Source organism: Chryseobacterium sp. Y16C, assembly GCF_022488405.1.
GTDB classification, from domain to species: domain Bacteria; phylum Bacteroidota; class Bacteroidia; order Flavobacteriales; family Weeksellaceae; genus Chryseobacterium; species Chryseobacterium geocarposphaerae.
Genome location: NZ_CP092711.1, coordinates 4705587 through 4729257 on the forward strand (window position 1 = coordinate 4705587; position 23671 = coordinate 4729257).

The 23671-nt window shown below is 35.5% G+C and carries 18 protein-coding genes; 11 read left to right on the plus strand and 7 right to left on the minus strand.

Annotation, left to right across the window (positions count from 1 at the left end; all coding sequences use genetic code 11):
• Nucleotides 1-67: 67 nt before the first annotated feature.
• Together MKS83_RS21410 and MKS83_RS21415 are read right to left on the minus strand one after the other, a co-directional pair.
• Entirely contained in the window at nucleotides 68-226 is a 159-nt protein-coding gene (locus MKS83_RS21410; protein ID WP_157798689.1) for a hypothetical protein, read from the minus strand.
• A 39-nt stretch (nucleotides 227-265) separates the two neighbouring features.
• A complete protein-coding gene (locus MKS83_RS21415; RefSeq protein ID WP_240581265.1) occupies nucleotides 266-1093 on the minus strand; it encodes an ion transporter in 828 nt (275 codons plus the stop codon).
• A gap of 246 nt (nucleotides 1094-1339) precedes the next feature.
• Between MKS83_RS21415 and MKS83_RS21420 the strand changes: the two genes are divergently transcribed.
• The 3 genes from MKS83_RS21420 (at nucleotide 1340) to MKS83_RS21430 (ending at nucleotide 4224) form a co-directional block, all read left to right on the plus strand.
• Nucleotides 1340-2182, plus strand: a complete 843-nt coding sequence (locus MKS83_RS21420; RefSeq protein ID WP_240581266.1) for a hypothetical protein — start codon at nucleotides 1340-1342, stop codon at nucleotides 2180-2182.
• Nucleotides 2183-2345: 163 nt separating this feature from the next.
• Nucleotides 2346-3443 (plus strand): Nif3-like dinuclear metal center hexameric protein, encoded by a 1098-nt coding sequence (locus tag MKS83_RS21425; RefSeq protein ID WP_240581267.1) that lies wholly within the window; start codon nucleotides 2346-2348, stop codon nucleotides 3441-3443.
• Nucleotides 3444-3447: 4 nt separating this feature from the next.
• A complete protein-coding gene (locus tag MKS83_RS21430) occupies nucleotides 3448-4224 on the plus strand; it encodes a zinc ribbon domain-containing protein (protein WP_100374917.1) in 777 nt (258 codons plus the stop codon).
• A 337-nt stretch (nucleotides 4225-4561) separates the two neighbouring features.
• On the opposite strand, the gene MKS83_RS21435 is transcribed toward MKS83_RS21430, so the two are convergent.
• Nucleotides 4562-6340, minus strand: coding sequence for an AMP-dependent synthetase/ligase (locus tag MKS83_RS21435; protein WP_240581268.1), 1779 nt, complete (start codon nucleotides 6338-6340; stop codon nucleotides 4562-4564).
• Nucleotides 6341-6581: 241 nt separating this feature from the next.
• Here MKS83_RS21435 and MKS83_RS21440 point away from each other — a divergent pair, with 241 nt between their 5' ends.
• Nucleotides 6582-7721 carry an acyl-CoA dehydrogenase gene (locus MKS83_RS21440; RefSeq protein ID WP_100374919.1) on the plus strand — a complete coding sequence of 380 codons (1140 nt, stop codon included), beginning with the start codon at nucleotides 6582-6584 and terminating at the stop codon, nucleotides 7719-7721.
• Between the two features lie 340 nt (nucleotides 7722-8061).
• On the opposite strand, the gene MKS83_RS21445 is transcribed toward MKS83_RS21440, so the two are convergent.
• The 4 genes from MKS83_RS21445 to MKS83_RS21460 all read right to left on the minus strand — a co-directional run bounded on the left by MKS83_RS21445 (nucleotide 8062) and on the right by MKS83_RS21460 (nucleotide 13240).
• Entirely contained in the window at nucleotides 8062-9018 is a 957-nt protein-coding gene (locus MKS83_RS21445) for a hypothetical protein (RefSeq protein ID WP_240581269.1), read from the minus strand.
• A 299-nt stretch (nucleotides 9019-9317) separates the two neighbouring features.
• On the minus strand, nucleotides 9318-10076 hold the full coding sequence (locus MKS83_RS21450; protein WP_240581270.1) for a methyltransferase domain-containing protein: 759 nt from the start codon (nucleotides 10074-10076) through the stop codon (nucleotides 9318-9320).
• 158 nt (nucleotides 10077-10234) lie between these two features.
• A complete protein-coding gene (locus MKS83_RS21455) occupies nucleotides 10235-11830 on the minus strand; it encodes a peptide chain release factor 3 (protein WP_240581271.1) in 1596 nt (531 codons plus the stop codon).
• A 228-nt stretch (nucleotides 11831-12058) separates the two neighbouring features.
• The gene (locus MKS83_RS21460; protein ID WP_240581272.1) at nucleotides 12059-13240 is read right to left on the minus strand and encodes an MFS transporter; all 1182 of its coding nucleotides are present in this window, start codon (nucleotides 13238-13240) and stop codon (nucleotides 12059-12061) included.
• A gap of 204 nt (nucleotides 13241-13444) precedes the next feature.
• Between MKS83_RS21460 and MKS83_RS21465 the strand changes: the two genes are divergently transcribed.
• The 7 genes from MKS83_RS21465 to MKS83_RS21495 all read left to right on the plus strand — a co-directional run bounded on the left by MKS83_RS21465 (nucleotide 13445) and on the right by MKS83_RS21495 (nucleotide 23616).
• A complete protein-coding gene (locus tag MKS83_RS21465; protein WP_240581273.1) occupies nucleotides 13445-14275 on the plus strand; it encodes a CPBP family intramembrane glutamic endopeptidase in 831 nt (276 codons plus the stop codon).
• Between the two features lie 60 nt (nucleotides 14276-14335).
• On the plus strand, nucleotides 14336-14911 hold the full coding sequence (rdgB, locus tag MKS83_RS21470; RefSeq protein WP_240581274.1) for an RdgB/HAM1 family non-canonical purine NTP pyrophosphatase: 576 nt from the start codon (nucleotides 14336-14338) through the stop codon (nucleotides 14909-14911).
• Between the two features lie 128 nt (nucleotides 14912-15039).
• A complete protein-coding gene (locus MKS83_RS21475; protein WP_240581275.1) occupies nucleotides 15040-15954 on the plus strand; it encodes a ribonuclease Z in 915 nt (304 codons plus the stop codon).
• Between the two features lie 4 nt (nucleotides 15955-15958).
• The gene (locus tag MKS83_RS21480; protein ID WP_410679065.1) at nucleotides 15959-16732 is read left to right on the plus strand and encodes a TIGR02757 family protein; all 774 of its coding nucleotides are present in this window, start codon (nucleotides 15959-15961) and stop codon (nucleotides 16730-16732) included.
• A 12-nt stretch (nucleotides 16733-16744) separates the two neighbouring features.
• Nucleotides 16745-17275, plus strand: coding sequence for a DUF1003 domain-containing protein (locus MKS83_RS21485; protein ID WP_240581276.1), 531 nt, complete (start codon nucleotides 16745-16747; stop codon nucleotides 17273-17275).
• 198 nt (nucleotides 17276-17473) lie between these two features.
• Nucleotides 17474-19837 (plus strand): choice-of-anchor L domain-containing protein, encoded by a 2364-nt coding sequence (locus MKS83_RS21490; protein ID WP_240581277.1) that lies wholly within the window; start codon nucleotides 17474-17476, stop codon nucleotides 19835-19837.
• A gap of 167 nt (nucleotides 19838-20004) precedes the next feature.
• Complete coding sequence (locus MKS83_RS21495) at nucleotides 20005-23616, plus strand: choice-of-anchor L domain-containing protein (RefSeq protein ID WP_240581278.1); 3612 nt, start codon at nucleotides 20005-20007, stop codon at nucleotides 23614-23616.
• Nucleotides 23617-23671 lie beyond the last annotated feature (55 nt).

The following is a 23671-nucleotide window of genomic DNA, read 5'->3' on the forward strand; positions in this document are numbered from 1 at the left end:
GTTTTATATGATTAATACATTGTAAAAAAGCTTCCCAAATCGGGAAGCTTTTTTATTTTATAAAATGTTATTTATCAGGTACCGGTTGGATATCTCCCGTATTTAAAAGGTCAAAAACAGATGGGAAGAACATAACGAGGATGAAATAGATAATAATCATTAATACAATTAATGCAAAAAGAATAATGACTAAACTGTTGGGCTTGTTTTTCTTTTTTGGTTCCATGATTGTGGTATTTGGTTAATAGATTAATAATAAATAAACCTAAGCTAATTTCTTGCCACATTGTTTACAGTATCTTGCATCATCATCAATATCCTCATTACCACATCGGTCACATATTTTTTCTAAGTTCTGTCTTTTATTGCGCATTTCGGCCGTTACAATTCCTGTTGGAACAGCTATAATAGAGTAACCGGCCAACATTAAAATAACCGCAAAAAATTTCCCCATGGGAGTAATGGGAGAAACATCTCCATAGCCAACTGTAGTTACTGTTACCACCGCCCAGTAAATAGATTGCGGAATGGTTTCAAAGCCGGGTCTTCCTCCTTCTACCATAAACATCAAAGAGCCGACAATGACCGAAAAAATAATTAGGAATAAAAGAAAAATATAAATCTTTCTGGAGCTGTTTTTTAGTGCTTTTACAATAAGATAACCATCGTTCATAAAATCCAGAAGGTTAAAGATCCTGAAGATTCTTAGCATTCTCAACATTCTGAAGATGAGAAAATACTTAGTCACAGGAAAGAAGAAGCTTAAATAAAAAGGAACCAATGCTAAAAAATCAATGATTCCGAAGAAACTAAAAATATATTGTTTTTTATTCTTTACTACAGCAATTCTGGACCAGTATTCAGCGGTAAAAAACAGTGAAATGATCCATTCAAGAATTAGGAAGGTATAATGGAATTTTTTATCCAGTTGAGGTACGCTTTCCATCATAATGATAGCGGTACTTATAAGAATTAAGGATAATAATACAATATCGAAGAGTTTTCCGAGTCTGGTATCGGAGCGATAAATGATACGATAAAGGAATCTTTTCCAAAGAATATCTTCAGGAATAAGATTGTGTTCTCTTTCCATTTTGAGCTGTTATTTCACAGGAAAGTTAATAATTTCTACTAAATGTAACTAAAAATCTGATTGTTAAAAGAATGTTCGGAATGTTAATATTTTTTTAATCGAGAATAGGTGAGTTATTGTTTGTAAATATATGATTTTCAAATTGTTATATTAAGTAAAATACGAAAAAAATAATTAAAATAAAAATTTATTTTTTAACATATTTTTAGATTTGATTTGTAATTTTATTCAATAAAACCTAATATCATGAGAAAATTATTAACTTCTTTTATTCCAATATTCATATGTGGTATTATGTATGGTCAGGTTGGGATTAATACTACGTCTCCCAACGGAGCGACAGTGTTGGATATTACTTCTAGTCAGAAAGGAATTCTTATACCTCGTCTTTCAGATGCACAAAGAGATGCCAATCTTGCTGATAATGATGCTTCTACAGTACCTCCTGCAGGTGTTGTGAATGCTAATCTTACTGCAGGAACCTTAATTTTTAATACGACAGCCAATAATTTCCAGTATTGGGATGGTACCCTCTGGAGACAGTTCTTTGTTCCCACAAACTCTCAGGCTGGTAACGACGGTGTCGTTAAGATAAATTCTGGAAACGCAAATGTAAAACCCACTCTTACTTTAAATGCAGCAGGTAATAGTTTTGGTGCAGCTGTTACTGTAACGTATGCGACACCATTGGTGTTTGCTCCAAGTCCTACCACAAGTTGGCCGGAAACTACAGTGCCGTTCCCCGGTGTAACGTCAAATATTTATATAGCCGCAACAAATAAATGGAGGGAAAACGAAATTTATGGGCAGGTTCATGTTTGGAGATTGATTGCGACGGTGACTGCAGGTGCCAGTTCTTCAGGTTCAGTAAAAGCAATTTTTAGAAATCCTGATTCCGGTTTTGAAGTTAATTCAATTCAACTTGTTCCTTCAGGTTCAGGAGCGAAAGTCCTTACCTTTTATTTCTATACTATTGCGGATCCTGACAGTCTTAACCCCGGAAGAGGATATGTTCTTTCTATGCAATCGGATGTAGATTGTACGGCGGTTGTAGAATCTTTTACAAGAGTATCATTATTTAAAGATTAGTTTCAAGTATATTTAAGTGTTTGTTGTGAACCGGCTTTTTCTCAAAGGCCGGTTTTTTATTGATATTTAATTTGCTATAATCTTTTAATAAAGCAGAATCTAATTTTACTTTGGTTTAACTCTGTTAAAATTAATATCTTCGTTGAGGTATAAAATTTATAGAATGAAATTAAGAAATGTAATTTCAAAGATTGAAGAAAGAATACACATACATCAGGCAGAAGATTTTGATAATGTGGGGCTCTTATGCGGGGTTTCTGACCGCGAAATTTCTGGGATTTTAGTGTGTCATGATGCGCTGGAAAATGTGGTAGAAGAAGCCATAGAAAAAAACTGTAATTTGATCGTGTGTTTCCATCCGATTATTTTTTCAGGATTAAAATCATTGACGGGTAAAAATTATGTTGAAAGGGCTGTTTTGAAAGCTATCGAAAATAAAATTGCTATTTATGCCATTCACACAGCTTTTGACAATGACTTCTTTGGAGTTAATGCGGGAATGTGTAATCAATTGGGACTAAAAAATCTGAAAATTCTTCAGCCTAAAAAAAATAATTTAAAACAATTAACGGTCTTTGTTCCCAAAGATCATTCCGAAAAAGTAAAAGAAGCCCTTTTTTCTGCCGGAGCTGGAAATATAGGTTTCTATGATGAATGCAGTTTCACTATCAACGGAAACGGTACTTTTAGGCCGATAGAAGGTTCAAATCCGTTCTCAGGGCAGCAGGATATCAGGGAAAATGCAGATGAAGATATGATTTCGGTAATTTTCGAAGATTATAAAAAAGGACAGATCATCAATGCGATGAAAGCAGCACATCCTTATGAAGAAGTGGCGCATCAGATTTATAGTTTAGAAAATGACAACCAGTATTCCGGATTAGGAATGTATGGAGATTTTGAAGAACCGATGGATGAGAAAGATTTCCTGAAACTGGTGAAAGAAAAATTCAATCTGGAAATGATCAGGCATTCTGATTTTAATAATAAAAAAATTAAAAGAGTAGGGGTTTTGGGTGGCTCCGGAGCGAGCGGAATACGATCTGCTTTATCAAAAAAATGTGATGCGTATTTAACAGGAGACGTAAAATACCACGATTTTTTCCTGGCAGAATCAAAAATGATGATTTGTGATATAGGACATTTTGAATCAGAACAATTTGTAACTCAACAATTATTTGAAATATTATCACAAAAATTTAGTACATTTGCAATCTCAAAATCTATTGAGAAAACAAACCCGGTAAATTATTTCATTTAAATATATGGCAAAAACCAACGATATTCCAGTTGAAGAGAAGTTAAGAGCTTTATACGATTTGCAAATCATTGATTCTAGATTGGACGAGATCCGAAATACAAGAGGAGAATTGCCAATCGAAGTAGAGGATCTTGAAATTGAGATCGAAGGTCTTGAAAAAAGAGCTGAAAAATTTCATGCAGATATCAAAGATCAGGAAGATCAGATTAAGACAAAGCATGAAGTGATTAACCATGCAAAAGCTTTAATTGAAAAATACAAATCTCAGCAAGATAACGTAAGAAACAATAAAGAATTTGAAGCATTAGGTAAAGAGATTGAATATCAGGATCTTGAAATTCAGCTTTCTGAAAAAAGAATCAAAGAATTCGGAGCTAAAATTGCTCATAAAAATGAAACATTAAGTGAATTAAATGCAAAAATCGATGATTTAAAAAATCACTTAAAATTCAAGAAAGAAGAGCTTGAAGGACTTATTGCTGAAACGCAGAAAGAAGAAGAATATCTTCTGGAGCAGTCTAAGGTATATGCTGCAAAAATCGATGACAGATTACTGGCTTCTTATAACAGAATCAGAACCAGCTCTGTTAATGGTCTTGCAGTAGTAGGTCTTGAAAGAGGAGCTCCAAAAGGGTCTTTCTTCACGATTCCGCCTCAAAAACAAATGGAAATCGCTCAGAGAAAGAAAATCATTATTGATGAGCATTCAGGGAAAATCCTTGTTGATGACGAATTGGTAATGGAGGAAAACGAAAGAATGAAATCAGTAATTAAATTCTAATTTAGAATTACGGTTTTAAATAAAATAAAAAAAGCTGCTTCAATATTTGAAGCAGCTTTTTTATTTTTAAACACTAATTGCACAAATAATATTCTTTTGTTAATCATGTATAAAAAAATTATTCAATAGAAGCGGGCTTTAGCCCGTTTTCGATATGAAATTCTTCATTTGGCTTTAGCCAAAACTTATAATTGGGGTTTCGGCTATAGCCTTTGCTAATTCAAATGATAAAGCGGCTAAAGCCCGCTCCTATTGATCATAGAACTGTGTCATTCGTGCAAATATTATTAGTGCAATTTTAAATAAAAAACCGCTCCAGTAGAAGCGGTTTTCTGTATTATTCGTGATGTTCATACATTTTATTATAAAGATCAATAAACTTCTCTTTAATGGCTTTTCTTTTCAGCTTTAAAGTTGGTGTTAAAAGTCCGGCATCAATACTCCAGACTTCCGGGGTTAATTCAATTTTCTTGATTTTCTCCCAGTTCCCAAGGTGTGCGTTGATGCCATCAATTTCTTTTTCAATTCTTTCTTTTAGTTCTGGGCTTTTTGCAATTTCCTGAGGAGTAGAACCGATATTTAAATTATTTCTCATTGCCCAGCTTTTTGCAAAATCAAAATCAGGCTGTACCAATGCGCAAGGCATTTTTTCTCCATCACCTACCACCATGATCTGTTCGATGAATTTTGATGCTTTTGCTAAATTCTCAATCGTTTGAGGTGCAATATATTTCCCTCCGGAAGTTTTGAACATTTCCTTTTTACGGTCGGTGATCTGTAAAAAACCGTCACTGTCGATAAGCCCTATATCACCGGTTTTGAAATACCCGTCACTGGTAAAGGCTTCCTTAGTCATTTCTTCGTTTTTGAAATACCCTTTAAATACAGATGGTCCTTTTACTGTGATTTCACCATCTTCCTGGATTTTTACACTCAGGTTATCCAAAGGATGTCCCACAGTTCCGATTTTCATTTTATCAAAACTGTTTACAGAGATTACAGGAGAGGTTTCTGTAAGTCCGTAACCTTCAAGGATAGGAATTCCGGCATTTTGAAACATTAAATTTAATCTTGTGGATAAAGCGGCAGAACCGGAAACCAAAGTGATGATTTCTCCTCCTAAACCTTCTCTCCATTTTTTGAAAACAAGCCTGTCGGCAATGATTTCCTGAAGGCCTGAAGGCTTTGAAACCGTTTTCTTTTTCGTGATGATATTAAGAGCCCAAAAGAAGATTTTTGATTTTAAACCTCCTGCTGAAGATCCGGTATTGTAGATTTTATCATATACTTTTTCTACTAGTCTTGGAACCACACTCATATAATGAGGTTTCACTTCTTTTACGTTATCTCCCATTTTATCAATGCTTTCGGCAAAATAAATGGAAAATCCGTTATACTGGAAAAGATAGAAAAGCATTCTTTCAAAAATATGACAGATTGGTAAAAAGCTCAGAACTCTTGTGTCTTTGTAATCTAAGCTTCTTTTTTTAGGAATTCTTGGGATAGAACCTAAAACATTGGAGACGATATTGTCATGAGTGAGCATTACTCCTTTGGGTTTTCCTGTTGTTCCCGAAGTATAAATGATAGTGGCCAAGTCATCCGGATTAATAGCTTTGGAAAGGTCTTCTACCTCAATTTGAGTGGAATCGTCTTCTCCTAAATCCAATATTTCTCTCCAGTTGGCAGCACCGCTTACATTGTCAAACGTAAAAATACCTTGCAATGAGGGAATATTGTGTTTTACCTTCATTACTTTGCTGAGAAGGTCTTTATCAGAGACAAAGCAATACTTTATTTCTGCGTTGTTGAAGATAAATTCATAATCTTCCGGTGAAATGCTTGGATAAACAGGCACGGAAACGACTCCAATTTGTGAGAGTCCCAAATCCATAATGGCCCATTCTGTACGGGAATTGGTAGTGATTAAAGCAATCTTGTCTCCCGGATTGATTCCCAGTTTTAAAAGTCCGCGAGAAATCTTATTTCCTTCATTGATAAACTCTTGTGTGGATGTTTTTTTCCATTCACCATGATATTTAGTCACAAACATATCAGATTTTGGAAATTTTTCTAAAGCGTGATATGGTATGTCAAATAATCTCTTGATCGTCATGATTCTTTACGTGTAATTAATAATTTTAAATATAAGCATTTTTTTTAATTGAGGGAATTGGAAGTGATTATTTAGAAATTAATAAAATGTATGCCATAATATATTTAATAATTCAAACTTAATTTATATATGATGAATATTTAAAAATAGGGCTTATTCCTTGATTTAGTCTAATTGGCGATTCTATTTTCAGATTTGCTCAAAAAGTGTAAATTAGCGACCATCTAATTATTCAATTTTTATGGACTTTAATTTATCAGAAGAACAGCTGATGATTCAGCAGGCAGCGAGAGATTTTGCTCAAAACGAACTATTACCGGGAGTAATCGAAAGAGACCGCGACCAGAAGTTTCCTGCAGAACAGGTTAAGAAAATGGGAGAAATGGGACTTTTGGGAATGATGGTAGATCCTAAATACGGAGGTGCAGGAATGGACAGTGTTTCTTACGTTTTGGCAATGGAAGAGATTGCAAAAATAGATGCTTCTGCAGCTGTTGTAATGTCTGTAAATAACTCATTGGTATGTGCAGGACTTGAAAAATTCGCTTCTGAAGAGCAAAAAGTAAAATACCTTACGCCTCTTGCAAGCGGGCAGGTAATCGGAGCATTTGCTTTATCTGAGCCTGAAGCAGGTTCTGATGCTACTTCTCAGAAAACGACCGCTGAAGATAAAGGAGATTATTATTTACTAAACGGGATCAAAAACTGGATCACCAATGGTGGTACTGCTACTTACTATATCGTAATTGCACAGACTGATCCTGAGAAAAAACATAAAGGTATCAATGCTTTCATCGTTGAAAAAGGATGGGAAGGTTTCGAAATCGGAACTAAAGAAGATAAGTTAGGAATCAGAGGAAGTGATACACATTCTTTGATCTTTAACAATGTAAAAGTACCAAAAGAGAACAGAATCGGAGAAGACGGTTTCGGATTTAATTTTGCAATGGCTGTTTTGAACGGAGGTAGAATCGGTATTGCTTCTCAGGCTTTAGGAATCGCTTCAGGAGCTTACGAATTGGCATTGAAATATGCTAAGACTAGAAAAGCTTTCAAAACTGAAATCATCAATCACCAGGCGATTGCTTTCAAATTGGCTGATATGGCAACTCAGATTACTGCTGCAAGAATGCTTTGCTTTAAGGCTGCTTGTGAAAAAGATGCCGGAAAAGATATTTCAGAAAGTGGAGCTATGGCCAAATTATACGCTTCTCAGGTAGCTATGGATACAACAATCGAGGCTGTACAAATTCACGGTGGATACGGATATGTGAAAGAATATCACGTAGAAAGATTGATGAGAGATGCGAAAATCACTCAGATCTATGAAGGAACTTCTGAAATTCAGAAGATCGTAATTTCAAGAAGCATTGCAAAGTAATTGCTTAATTATATATTGAAATAGTAAAAGGCTTCCGATTGGGAGCCTTTTTACTTTCACACGAACCACAAAAATTAATAATATATTATATTTTACTTCTTTTAATCCACTCTATTTAAAATAGGATTTCTGTTAAATCATTTCTATTATAAATTTAAGAAGAACTGATGAGTTTAAAACGTAAACTGCATTAAAATAAAATTAAAAAGCTGTTATTCTGAATATGAACTGAAAGTTTACGAACGAAGTTCAAAAGAGGAATGAAATCTTTTATGAATAGTTGAGATTCTTCCTTTGTCAGAATGACAAACTTTTATATATAGTTTTGCATAAGATTAACTTACAGAGAATCAGAATCTCTATTGGGAGTATTTTTGTTTTTCTTTTTATAAAAATAATACCCGATTCCAGCAATTAAAAATAAAGGCCAAAGTGGAAGGATGAAAAGGAAAATAGAGGTGATGACATTCCAGCCGGAAGAAATGGCAGCGAAAGATTTGTCGCCGAAAGTTTCTGATGTTTTATCAACATTATCCATAATAGAAATTGTAATATCACAAATTGTATTGCCAGAATAATTGTTACCTTTTACTTCTACGTTTTTATTTTGAATATCGCTAATATTATTGCTTAAATCGTCCATCAAATAGTCAAAATTCTGTATTGGAACTTTAATCTGAAGATAATAAATTTTTTGATCTGTCATTTCTGATGGCTTGTCTTTTGAGGGTTCCGTCGCAACATAAGTAAGTTCTTCTTTTTTAATGAAGCCATTATTTTTAATTGTTTCTTCTTTTATAATTTCCTTTACAGTTTCAGCATTATTAGCATTTATAGATAAATAACCAGTTTTCACCATTTTGTTTTTTGGAACATTCACTTCAAAATTTTCACTTTTTGGTTTATCTTTATAAATGATTTTAGTTTCCTTGATGACTTTCGGAGCTGGGACATTTACAACAATTTTCTCTTCTTTTTTGGCAGAATCCTGTTTCTCTTTTTTTGTTTCCAGTTTTACCGATGAGATTTTATCGGAAAGAGAGTCTACCATTTTTGAAGTATTTTCAAACTGATCTTTTACTTTTTCTTTGGTATTCTCAAAATCTTTAATTTTAATATCGGCTGAGTCTAATACTGTATTGGCGGCATTGCTAATTTCATTAATTTTTTCAGAAGCCGCAGAAATTGTACTGTCGGCAGAATGGGTAGCGTTTTCCAATTTTGAGACTGCAGATTCTCCTTTTTTACACATGATAAACGTGCCTGATACAGCAACCAGTAAAATGAATTTTTTCATAACATTAATTTTTCGATGTGGTAAAATTAAGAGGGAAGCTTTTGTAAAGATTGTAAAGGAGTTGTTTTGGTTATGTAAATTAACAGTTGGTTGATTTTTAGGCTTTTGTAAAATAATATTTACTGTTTTACAAAATAATATTTCACAAAATAGAATTTATTTAGTTGAAGAAAATAGGATAATAAAAAAGAGACCTTGATAGTCTCTTAATGATAAATTCGTAAAGTATTGATCTGATTTTTAGCCATTTGTTCCGCAACCGATTAATCCCTGGAACGATATAAAGAAATTTCCTTCTTCTACTTTTTCATCCAACACTTTCCACCAGTTATCGATTTCGGATTGGGTAAATGTTTCATCTGAGATGCCCAGTTGTAATATCCCTTCATAAGCTTTTTTACGATGTTTAAAATTGCTTCGCTGTTACCATAATAAGAATAGGGTTCTATTTCTACTTTATTGAAGCCGCTATTTCGCAACTGATAATATAGGTTTTTACCAATATCTCCATTAGGAAAGCTATCCGCAACATAATGGATGATTTTTCTTGTGAGTTCTTTGTCCGGGTGAGGAATTAATGCTCCATCCCAGAAAAATTCAAATATTACAACCTTTCCACCGGGTTTAAGAAGCCTTTTGAACTCTTTAAGCACTTTTGGGCTATCAGGAATATATAATAATACTCTCTCGGTTCTTATACCGTTAAACGAATGATCCGGGAAAGGCTGATGAGATGCTTCTGCATTCAAAAATTCGAGTGGAAGGCCAGTATTATAGTTTTTTGTTTTAGCAACTTCAATCATTGTTGTGCTGATGTCTGTGCCTATCACTTTTCCTGTAGAAGTTACTCGTTTTGCCATTTCCTTTGCCTGGATACCAATGCCACAACCCACATCAAGCAAATGATCTCCAGGTTTTATATCGAGTAAATTCATCTGTAATTCCAAACTTTCTTTAACTACAGGAGTAGCAGCCATATCTTCTAAAAATTGTATTAAAAAATCTTGCTGAGAATTGTCAACTTGTTGAAAGCCGGTCGTAATACTTTGTTTTTTCATTGGTGTATAATCCGTTTATTTACAATTGTATATTATTCAAATATATAGTTTTCATAAAGTTATTTATTTATTTCAATATATATTGATTTATTCTAGTGATCAATAAAAAATCCGTAGAATTTTCTACGGATTATATTTATAAAAAGCTTCTTATTTAATTAAGCATTCTTAAACTCACTAATAAAATGCAGTTTCACATTCGGGAATTTCTCCTGCGTCATGTGAATGGTGAAAGAAGAATCTGCCAGGAAAACCAATTGGTTGTACTTATCTCTTGCTAAGAACCTCTGCTTCAATCTTGCAAACTCTTTGAATTCATCTGATTTTTCATCAGCTTCCACCCAACAGGCTTTGTGCATAGAAAGTGGTTCATAAGAACATTTTGCTCCATATTCATGCTCCAGACGGTACTGGATAACTTCATATTGAAGCGCTCCAACTGTTCCAATGATTTTTCTATTGTTCATTTCAAGTGTAAAGAGCTGTGCAACACCTTCATCCATCAACTGGTCGATCCCTTTTGCCAATTGTTTTGCCTTTAACGGATCATTATTGTTAATATATCTGAAGTGCTCAGGAGAAAAGCTCGGAATTCCTTTAAAGTTGAGTTTTTCACCTCCTGTTAAAGTATCACCGATTCTGAAACTTCCCGTATCGTGAAGACCTACAATATCTCCCGGGAAACTTTCGTCTACCACTTCTTTTTTATCTGCGAAGAATGCGTTAGGTGAAGAGAATTTCATTTTCTTTCCCTCTCTTACCAATAGGTAATTTTCATTTCTTTTGAAAGTTCCGGAAACAATTTTCACGAAAGCTAATCTATCCCTGTGTTTCGGATCCATATTCGCGTGGATTTTGAAAACAAAACCTGTGAAAGTGCTTTCTTCAGGTTTTACCAAGCGAGTATCACTTTCTTTTGGTTGCGGCATTGGTGCAATATCGATGAAAGCATCCAATAATTCACGAACTCCAAAATTATTCAATGCAGAACCAAAGAAAACCGGCTGAAGATCACCCCTCATATAATCATCACGGTTAAATTCAGGGTAAACAGATTGTACCAAATCCAACTCTTCTCTCAATGTTTTTGCTGCCTTTTCACCGATCACTTCGTCAATGGAAGTATCATTAATGTCATCAAACTTAATAGAATCTCCAACTTTCTGTTTTTTCTCTTCTAAGAATAACTGAATGTTGTTCTCCCAGATATTATAAATTCCCTGGAAATCACTACCCATACCAATTGGCAAAGAAAGAGGACAAACCGTTAATCCTAATTTCTGTTCAACTTCATCCAGCAAATCGAAAGCGTCTTTACCTTCACGGTCAAGCTTGTTGATGAAAACCAACATCGGAATGTTTCTCATTCTGCAAACCTGAACCAATTTTTCGGTCTGTTCCTCAACCCCTTTAGCAACGTCAATTACAACGATTACGGAATCTACAGCAGTTAAAGTTCTGTATGTATCTTCAGCAAAATCCTTGTGACCCGGAGTATCCAAAATATTGATTTTGTGATCTCTGTATTCAAAAGCCAGTACGGAAGTTGCCACGGAGATCCCTCTCTGTCTTTCAATTTCCATGAAGTCGGAGGTGGCTCCTTTTTTTATTTTGTTGGATTTTACCGCACCCGCTTCCTGAATTGCACCTCCGAAAAGCAGCAGCTTTTCTGTAAGCGTGGTTTTTCCGGCATCAGGGTGAGAGATAATCCCGAAGGTTTTTCTTTTTTCTATTTCTTTGATTAAGTCTGACATATCGTATTTTGAAGTTGCAAAAATCGTGAATTTTGTCGAATCCTGAAAATTGAATTTATTGTAACCACAAAAGTCACAATAGAGATCATTTCAAACTTATTAAAAATAAAGTTCGCAGAAGAAAAAAACGAAGAGCTTTAAAAACTTCTGTAAGCTTCTATGCAGTAAAAATTAAAATTACGTATTAAATCTTTTGTGACTTTTGTGGTTGGATTTTGAAGGATCTAATTATAAACTGGATTTTCTCTTAAGTAAATATGCTAATCCTAAACCGATAAAAACCATTCCGGCACTGAAAGGGAAAATATAACTCATCCCGTAAATGTCTGCGACTCCGCCAATTAATGGTCCTGCAACGCCTAGTGAAAGGTCGATAAAAAGCCCGTATCCTGCCAATGCTGATCCCTGACTTGAAGGAGAAACACTTTTAATAGCAACAACGCCCAATGCTGGAAAAATTAATGAAAATCCTAAACCTGTAACTCCCGCTCCAATAAGAGCTATTTCTGGATTGGAAGCAAAAGCAATGATCGAAAGTCCTATGGTTTCTACCAGAAGGCAAGTGATTGCTACTTTTATTCCCCCGTAATTATTAATTACATTATTGAAAACTAATCTTCCCGCAACGAATAATCCTCCGAAAACACTCAGGCATAAAGCCCCGTTATTCCAGTGAAAGTGATTATAATATAAAGTAATGAATGTTGAAATGGATGCAAATCCAATCCCTCCCAAAGCCAGACATACTCCAAAAGGGGCAACTTTTCCCAATACTTTCCAGAAAGACTGGGATTCCTGAGGATGGGTATTTGTTTTATTCTCCTTGATTTTAGCATAAAGAAATCCTAAAATTCCGAAGATGATGGAAAGAACTCCAATACCATAAAGGCCGAATTTATGTTCAATGGTAACGCCCAAAGAGGCTCCGATTGCCAGTGCTCCATAGGATGCAACACCATTATAGGAAATAATTTTTGCGGTATGTTCTTCACCTACTGCCATAATTGCCCAGTTGATGGGACTTGCGCCAATCATTCCTTCTGCGCAGCCCGTTAGTAAACGGGTAATCACTAAAAAAGAAAGGCTCATGTAGGGTGAAAATTTAAAATAATAAGCAATCATCAGGAAAATTCCGGTTAGAGAAAAACTGATCATGCTGAATAAAACCGCTGGTTTAGGGCCTTTTCCGTCAATGATTTTTCCTGAATACGCCCTCAGAAAAAAGGTGGCAACATATTGTAAGCTGATGACCAATCCGGCAATCACTAAGCTAAATCCTAAACTTTTATTAATAAAAATCGGAAGAACAGACAGAGACAATCCTATGATGAAATATCCTACAAAAGTAAAACATACATAAGTAAGCAAGGATAAGTTAACATTCTCTGGCCGATTTACTAAATTATCCATGTGAAAAAATTAAGGTGCAAAGTTACTTCATAAAAAATGCTTGGAAGAAGATTTATAAATTTTTATGATCACATGGATATTTCCATGTGATTTAATTAATCTAACTCTTAACTAGATTTGGGATTTTTATTCTTGAAAACCAATATTAGGCTGTGTTTCGTATAAAATCGATTATCTTTGTTTTTCAATTGTTAATTGTAAACTATGGAAGTTAGCAGGTATCCGAAATATACATTCACATGGCTGGGAGGGCTTGTTTTGTTGGGAGGATATATTTTCGGAAGTATTGTAATAGTGCTCCTAACGGTGTTTTGGGATTTGATATTTAAACAAAGTATTCAGGGGAAAGAGTGGTTTGTAATGGTAGCCAATGCCGTTGTTTTTATTTCTATGATTGCTGCTTTTGATTTTTTGATTGTAAGACCGACGACTCAAAAAAAACTCAATTTTAATTTTTCACCGACTAATTTCTATACTTATCTTCTTATTTTTCCCATGATGATTGGGATGATGTTTATCGGAGAATTTATTACCGCCCAGATTCCTACCACAGGACCGTTTTTTGGAGAATACTATAAATTTTTTGAAGAGCTGATGAGCAAGCTTACCGATGATCCCGTAATTATGATCATTACTGCTGTTATCATGGCTCCTGTTTTTGAAGAAATTGTTTTCAGGGGAATTATTCAGAAAGGATTAATAAATGCAGGTGTTCAGCCATGGAAAGCTATTCTTTTCGCCTCTGTCGTATTTGGATTGGTACATGCCAATCCATGGCAGTTTGTAGGAGCTGCTTTATTGGGATGTGTTTTGGGGTTGGTATATTATAAAACCAAATCGCTGTTGCTTCCCATACTTTTACACGCATTTAATAATTTGTGTTCTTCAGTGTTGGTTTTTTATACTAAAACTGAAAGTTTTGCAGATGCTTTTAAAGTTCCTGAATGGATAATAGCAATAATCGGAATTGTACTTTTTTCATTGTTTTATTATTTATTTATGAAAAAGTATAAGGTGCATTATTCTGAGATTTAGTTGATGTAAAATATTGTTAGAAAACTAAAAAAATAGAAAAAGTTAGTTTAAAATAGATATATGGAATTATTAGTAGCAACACACAACATACATAAAAAGGAAGAAATCCAGCAGATTTTAGGAAATGAGTTTGTAGTAAAAAGTCTTACGGACTATGATATTCATGATGAGATTATAGAAGACGGGAATTCTTTCAATGCCAATGCACTGATCAAAGCTAAATATTGTTTCGAAAAAACAGGAATTCCGAGTTTGGGAGACGATAGCGGTTTGGTGGTTGAATCTTTGGATGGCAGACCCGGAATTTTTTCCGCACGTTATGCAGGAGATCATGATTTTGCGAAAAATATTGAGAAAGTGTTGAGTGAAATGGAAGGTATTGAAAACCGAAAAGCTTATTTCATCACGGTTTTATGCTATTATGACGGAAACGGCGCTCAGTATTTCGACGGAAGGGTGCATGGAAATCTGCTGATGGAAAATAAAGGATTCAAAGGTTTCGGATATGATCCTATTTTTGTGCCTGAAGAATACAATATAACATTCGCGGAAATGGAGCCGGAAGACAAAAATAAAATCAGCCACAGAAAACAGGCACTTGATTTGTTTTTGGATTTTCTGAAAGTGAAAAAATAATTTTTTGGGTTCCTTGTTGTTTAATAAAGGATGAATTCAAGAGAACTTTTACTTCAAATAATAAGAACAGAATGACCGGATTAAATTAAAAATCTGTTGTACATTTGTTGTCATAATACACTATTAAATTGAGTACTTATTTAACGATATTAGGTTTTAATTCTGCAATACCTACGGTGAATACTTCACCTACTGCCCAATTGTTGGAAATGGAAGAAAGAAACTTCCTGATCGATTGTGGTGAAGGCACACAGGTACAGCTCAGAAAAGCTAAAGCCAGGTTTTCAAAGATCAATCATATATTCATTTCCCATCTTCATGGCGATCACTGTTTCGGTTTACCCGGGCTTATTGCTTCTTTTCGCCTATTAGGGAGGGAAAATCCGTTGCATGTATATGGTCCTAAAGGAATCAAAAATATGCTGGAAACCATCTTTTCCATTACAGAAACCCATAGAGGATTTGAAGTGGTTTATCATGAACTTGATAAGGCAGTTTCTGAGAAAATTTATGAGGACAATAGAGTAGAAGTATATACTATTCCGTTGGATCATAGAATTTACTGTAATGGTTATCTTTTTAAGGAAAAACCTAAGGAACGCCATCTTAATATGAAAGAGATTGCAAAATACAGTGAGATCGAAACATGCGACTATCACAATATAAAAGCTGGAAAAGACTTTGTCCTGAGTGATGGATATGTGTTGAAAAATGAAATTCTGACTATTGATCCGGCTCCGTCTGTTTCGTATGCTTTTTGCAGTGATACAAGATATCTGGAAAGTGTCATTCCTATTATTAAAAATGTAACGGTTTTGTATCATGAATCCACATTCCTGCATGATTTAAAGGAAATGGCTGATTATACAGGACACTCAACGGCTCTGGAAGCGGCAACCATTGCTCAGAAAGCCGATGTTGGAAAGCTGATCTTAGGACATTTTTCTAACCGATACGGAGATCTGACTGTATTTACAGATGAAGCAAGAACAGTCTTTACCAATTCATTTTTGCCAAAAGCTTTGGAAACAGTGAAAATTTAATATCATGAAGTTGAGTTTTGAAGAACTGAAAAGTTTTCTTGATGAAAAAGCAGATCAGTATAATCATGTTGATTTTATTGACAATGATCCCATTCAGATTCCGCATCGTTTTTCTTTGAAGCAGGATATTGAAATTGCGGGTTTTCTTGCGGCTACGATCTCTTGGGGGAACAGAAAATCTATTATTAAGTCAGCTGAAAAAATGCTGGATATTATGGGGAATTCTCCGTATGATTTCGTTTTGAATCACTCTGAGAAAGATTTAAAAACTCTTCAGGGTAAAAGTATTCATCGTACCTTTAATGGAGAGGATTTTGGATATTTTGTAAAGCAGTTCCATAGAATTTACAGGGAAAACAAAAGCCTGGAAAATTTATTTAAAACCAATGATGCTGAGTTTAATTTTCAACACGGGATCGAAAGGTTTCGGCAAAATTTTTTAGGGGCTGAAAAGCACAGAAGCCATAAGCATGTAAGTTCACCCTATAAAAATTCATCTGCAAAAAGAATCATTATGTTTTTACGATGGATGGTTCGCAAGGATAAACGTGGCGTAGACTTCGGGATCTGGCAAAATGTGGATCAGAAATTCCTATCCATTCCTTTAGATGTGCATACCGGAAATATGTCCAGAAAATTAGGTTTGGTGACAAGAACACAAAATGACTGGAAAACAGTAGAAGAACTGGATATTGCCATCCGTAAGTTGGATGATAAAGATCCTGCAAAATATGATTTTGCATTATTCGGATTAGGGGTTACAAAAGAGTTAATATAAAAATAAAAGGAGATGAAAAAATATAATGAAAGAGCAGAGTTTTTAGAGAAAATTGCTAACGGAATCACTTGGTGGATCGGTTCTATTCCGTCCCTTATTGTACATACCCTATTTTTTATCATTTCTTTTCTTCTTCCCGTATTGCATATTGTAGAATTTGATAAAATGCTTCTTATTCTTACCACGGTGGTTTCCTTAGAAGCGATTTATCTTGCCATTTTCATCCAGATGTCGGTGAATAAGAGCCACGAAAAAATTGAAGATATTCAGGAGGATATCGAGGATATCCAGGAGGATATTGAAGAAATCAGTGAAGATATTGAGGAAATTAGCGAAGATATTGAAGAGATTAATGAAGATATTGAAGATATTCAGGAAGATATTGAAGAAATTAATGAAGATGAGGACGAAGAGGATCATAGTGAAAGAGCAAAAGCAGTGATGCTGAAGAGCAATGTCAATTCAAACAAAAATGAGATTAAATCTTTAAAAGATAAAATACAGGAGCTTCAGAATATGATTGATGAGCTTAAAAAAGATTAATTTTATTCCGATTGCTGTAACTGTAAATAATATATTTGTTAAAGAGGCTAATTGCAGATTAGTCTTTTTTTTATTTTAAAAATGGACAAAATTAGAAGCAGATTGGAATGTAAATAAATTGATATATCGTTGTTAATTATCCAGATTAAGATGGTTTTAAATCAAAAAAAATAGTATTTTTGAACAAACAATTATAAAATGTTAAATTATAGATTGAAAAATTACTTTAAGATTAGTTTCGTTCTGTTTTTCTTTTTTAGCATTATTTCTTATGCCCAGAAGAGGATTCCTAACGCAAAAGAAAAAACTCCGATTAATGCTAAAGCAGGGGATTACATTGATGTGAATGTAGCACCTTATCCGGAAAGTAATTATACGATTACACAATTAGTGAATGATGTATTGGTAGGGAATTCCGGAGGATGTTCGGGATCTAATATTTCTAACGTTTCGGTAAGCCCGAATCAGCCGCTTTCCAATAATAACCGATTTTGGGGATACTTTAATAAAGCAACCTCAAATTTCCCTTTTGCTAAAGGAATCGTTTTGTCAACAGGTTATGCAAGAAGAGCAGGGAATGTCTTGGAGGGTGGAGTGTTGAGTGACTCAAATGGAGGTGGTAGTGATGCGGATCTTATTGCTGCGACTGGTGTAACAACATCAATTAATAATGCCGGGGTTTTGGAATTTGATTTTGTGCCTACCAGTAATCAGATGAAGTTTAACTATATTTTTGCTTCAGAAGAATACACAGGCAGTTATCCTTGTCCCCCTCTTCAGTATGACGATGCCTTTGCTTTATTGTTGAAGCCTAATACACCTGGTGCAACATATACAAACTTAGCAATTTTACCAGGAGGTGCAGGACCTGTTTCTGTTCCGAATATTCTTCCTGCAAGTTTCTCTTGTGGGCCTATTAACGGACAATATTTTGGTTCTCTGTCTCCTAATGCAACCAACTTTAACGGTATTACTGCAAAACTTACAGCGGTAGCAACAGTAGTTCCTGGGCAATCTTATCATATAAAAATGGTAATAGCAGATGCTCGTGATAGTATCTATAACTCTGCCGTGTTTCTTGAGGCGGGATCTTTTGATATAGGTATTAAACTGGTTGATAGTAACGGAGTGGCTTTGCCTGCAAGTATGAACGTGTGTGATAATGCACCTCAGACTTTGGTGGCTCAGGTTTCTGGTGTTACCGGAGCTACCTATCAATGGTATAAAGATGGAGTATTAATACCGGGTGCAACAAATGCGACTTATATTGCGACATCGCCTGGAGTTTATACAGTTAAAGTGATTATTCCTGGAAATACCTGTCCGGTTGAAGCAAAAGTGACGATTGTGGGAGGGACAACTCCAACAGCACAAAATGCAACGTTGAAACTTTGTACGACACCGGCTGTAAGTACATTTAATTTAAATGATGCTAAGCCTATGATAAGTACAACAGCAGGTGCGGTTTTTAGATTTTATGTAAATCAGGCAGATGCGGTAGCTCAGAATGGAAGTTATATTCCTGATGCAAGTTTGGCAAGTTATAACGGAACAGATGGGCAAGTCCTATATGTTGTCGTTTCAAACGGAGGTTTCTGTAGTAAAATGGTTACCTTAACATTGAAAAAAGAAGCTACACCTGTTGCTCAGCTGGTGGCTACAAAAACAAAAATATGTTTGGGAGAATCAGTTACTTTAACAGCTTCTAACGGGGTAACTTACCAGTGGGTGAGTGGTTTAACAGGAACAAACCCGGTACAAACCGTTTCTCCAAAGCAGACCACAACATTTTCTGTATATGCAATTGGAGCACAGGGATGTAAATCATTACAACCGGCTACTGTTACAGTAGAAGTGGTTCCGGCCCTTGCTTCCAACCTATCTGGAGGAATGATCTGTCAAGGTGATCAAATTACACTGGATGCGGGTGCAGGTCCTAATTATACTTATCTGTGGAATACCGGAGCTACGACACAAACGATTTCCGTAGCAACGCCGGGAACATACTCTGTAATCATAGATAATGGCGTTTGTACAAACATCTATAAGACAGAAGTTATTAGAGCAATTGTTCCTGAAATTATAAAAGTAGACTATAATGAAGACGGAACATTGATTGTTACGGCTAGCAATCCAAGCAATGGACCGTTGGAATATTCTGCAGATAATGGTGTGACTTGGCAAAATTCTAATGTCTTTACGAAGATTCCAAACAATACGGTTGTTTCTATTCGGGTAAGAGTTAAAAAAACAAGTTGTGTAGGAGTTTTAGAGTATTTTACCTTTATCATGAAAAATGTGATTACTCCAAACGGAGATAATGTGAATGATATGATTGATTTCAGAGGTATAAGTAAATATAATAGTTTTAAAGCTGTAATTTCCGACAGATACGGAAGAGAAGTTTACAAATCTGAAAAAGTACGCCCATATTGGGATGGTTTGTTCCAGGGTAAAAAACTTCCTACAGGTTCTTACTGGTATCAGGTGACTTTTGAAGATCCTGCAACCAAACAAATTGTTGTAAAAACGGGCTGGATTCTAGTGAAAAATATTGAATAATTATTATAATTATAAAATATAATATAAAAAACAAACAGGATTGATTTTCAGTCCTGTTTTGTTTTTTTATGATAATAATGGGATCAAATTAAATATCTTATATTATAAGCAAACCAAAATTAAATTTTAAACAAAAAAAGTATTATTTTTGTTTAAAAGATTGTAAAATGTTAAATACGAGGACAAGAAGTCTATTTTTTGCTTTGTTTTTAGTGCTTGTAAGTAATAATGTTATGTTTTCTCAAAAAAAAGGGAGAACAGGAATTACTGCTACTCCCACTTCTCAAAGTATGAAAACAGGGGCTTTTATTGATGTAAATACAAGTACTTACCCTGAATCAAGCTACGATATTGCCCAGTTAATTAAAGATGTACTTATAAAAGGAGGAACAGCATGTACCTCTGCCAATATAACGAACGTTACCGTTTCTCCAAATTTATCCGCTTCTAATCAAAATAGGACATGGGGCTTTTTTAATAAGGGAACTACCGCTTTTCCTTTTACAAAAGGAATTGTGCTATCTACAGGATATGCTAGAAACGCAGGTAACTCTTTTATTTCGGGTACTTTAAACAATACTTTTTCCACAACAGGAGATGCAGATTTATCTACAGCTTTAGGCGTAGCTAATAATTTTAATGATGCTACCTATATAGAATTTGACTTTGTACCAACTGCTAATGAAGTTACATTCAGATATATTTTCGCTTCTGAAGAATATTTCGATGATTACCCGTGTAATTTTACGGATGGTTTTGCTTTGTTACTGAAGCCTAATACTCCTGGATCTACCTATACGAATATGGCTGTCTTGCCGGGAACAGCGGGTCCGGTAAGTGTAACTAATATCCGACCAGCTAATAAATTTAGTGGGGGAGCATTATCTTGTGGACCTTTAAATGCAACTTATTTTGCAGGATATAATACGGCAGGGATAGAAACAAACTTTAACGGAAGAACAATTCCTTTAACGGCAAAAGCCACCGTAACTCCGGGACAATCCTATCATTTTAAAATGGTACTGGCGGACTGGGATGATGGTTCATACGATTCATCAGTTTTCCTGGAAGCAGGATCGTTTGATATAGGAGTACAAATCTTAGATGCTGCGGGTGTACAGTTGCCTGCTTCTATTAATGTTTGTGATAATCAGCCGCAAACCTTCAATGCTTCTGTTCAGAATGCCAATGCAACTTATCAATGGTATCTAAATAATAATATTATTCCGGGCGCTACTTCAAGCTCTTATACGGGGACATTACCAGGAGTATATAAAGTAGAGGTTTTGGTACCTGGAAATACATGTCCGGGAACAGCAACTGTAACTATTGTGGGCGGAACTTCGCCAACTGTTCAGAATGCTACTTTAACCGCCTGTTATGCTGCAGGAAATGTATCTTATGATTTGACTTCTGCTCAACCATCAATAAGTACGACGGCTGGAGCCACTTTTTCATACTATCTTAATCAGGCAGATGCAAATGCAGGAAATGCGAGCACAATACCTAATCCTACAACTTTTTCAAGCGTAGGAGGACAAACGATTTATGTCTTGGTTAAAAATGGCTTCTGTTCTAAGGTAGCCCAATTACAATTGGTCAAAGCTCCCCAGATAACAGCTACCATTGCTCCGCCTCCAACATTAACTTGTGCTACCCCTCAGGTTACTTTAAATGCTTCGGCATCTACCTATCCTACAGGATCAACTTTTGCATGGACAACTACTGGAGGAACTATAGTTTCAGGTGCTAATACTTTATCTCCGGTTGTAAGTGCAGCGGGAGTTTATACTCTGACTATCTCCAATACTTTTGCTCCGGATAATGTGACATGTACTTCTGTTGCTAATGTAACCGTAACAGGAAATAGCGCGCCGCCTACAACCACTTTAACAGCGTCAAAAGTGTTAATCTGCTCTGGCGAAAGTGTAACTTTAACGGCTTCGGGAGGAGCAACTTACACATGGACAGGTTTGCCAGGGACTGGAAACACTCAGGTTGTAACTCCTACAACTACAACTACCTATACGGTAAATGCGATTGGTGCCAATGGATGTGCGTCACAAACTCCGGCAACCATTACCATTGAAGTGACCCAGCCGATAACGGTGCAAAATGCTACTTTAATGAAATGCTACGAGCCTGGAAATGTTACTTATGATCTAACTTCTGCACAGACTCAGATAACATCTACAATAACAGGAGTTACTTTTGCTTATTATATAAACCTGGCTGATGCGAATGCAGGGAATGGAAATACTATCGCTGTTCCTACTGCCTTCCCAAGCGCAGGAAATCAGACGATTTATGTGTTGGTTAAAAATGGAGGATGTAGTTATGTAGTCAATTTATTGTTGTTAAAAACTCCAACAACTACTTTAACGATTGCAACTCCCCAGAATATTACATGTACCGTATCGCAAATAACTTTAAATGCTTCATCTTCAGTTATTCCTGCCGGATCTACTATTGCATGGACGACTACAGGGGGGACTATTGTTTCAGGAGCCAATACTTTAACTCCGGTTGTGAGCACAGGTGGAGTGTATACTTTAACCGTTTCGAACACATCACAGCCAGGAAACTTAAATTGTACTTATACGGCAAATGTTACCGTAACAGAAAATAAGGTTGCCCCTGTTGCAACTTTGACATCGTCTGTAGCTCAAATATGTTCGGGTGAATCTCTTACTCTTACTGCCGGTGGTGGAGCAACATATAATTGGGGGAATGGTCTTACAGGAACTGGAAGTACTCAAACTGTTTCACCAACCTCCACTACAACTTATACGGTATATGCAGTGGGAGCAAACGGATGTATCTCTCAGAATCAGGCTTCTGTGACTGTGGTGGTGGGGCCTCCTACGGCGGGAATTTCAGCCTCCAAATCTAAAATATGTGCCGGAGAGCCAGTTACTCTATTGGCGACAGGAGGTATTACTTATAATTGGGTAGGTTTAACAGGAACTGGAAATACTCAGGTAGTTACCCCTACAACTACTACAACATACTCTGTATATGCTTTGGGAGGAAACGGGTGCTCATCTGTTAACCCGGCTACGATAACTATAGAAGTAGTTCCTGCTATTGTTTCAACATTACAAGATGTATATGCTTGTGCCGGAGATTCCGGTATTTTTGATGCAGGAGCCGGTCCGAACTATACCTATTTGTGGAGTAATGGAGTGACTACTCAAACTATGACAACAAATATTCCGGGGACCTATACCGTTGAAATTAGTAATGGTACTTGTTCAAAAATATTTACGGCTCATCTGTATAATCCTAATTTACCTCAATTTACTAATGTTGTATATGATAACGGAACTTTTACTTTATCTGCAACAAACCCTACAGGAGGTGTATTAGAGTATTCTATTGACGGAGGTGTGACTTGGCAGGCTTCGAATATATTTTATAATGTTTTAAAGAATACAAACTACAATTTAAGAGTAAGAATAAAAGATGCAAAATGTAGTACACCTTTAGAGTTCTTTACTTTTGTCGTTAATAATGCCATTACTCCAAATCAGGATGGAATAAATGACAAGGTTGATTTTTCAGGTATAAGCAATTACAATAATTTTGCCGCATCTATTTTTGACAGGTACGGGGCAGAAGTCTTTAAAGCAAATAAATCTAATACAGTTTGGAACGGAAATATTAAAAATATGAACGTTCCGACCGGAACATACTGGTATAGAGTGCAATGGGAAAATCCGGCTAGTAAAAAGCTGGAACAGCGAAGCGGCTGGATTTTACTTAAGAATAGAAATTAGAATTATTGAAAATAGCCTCCGGATAATAGGAGGTTATTTTTTTTATATAAAAATG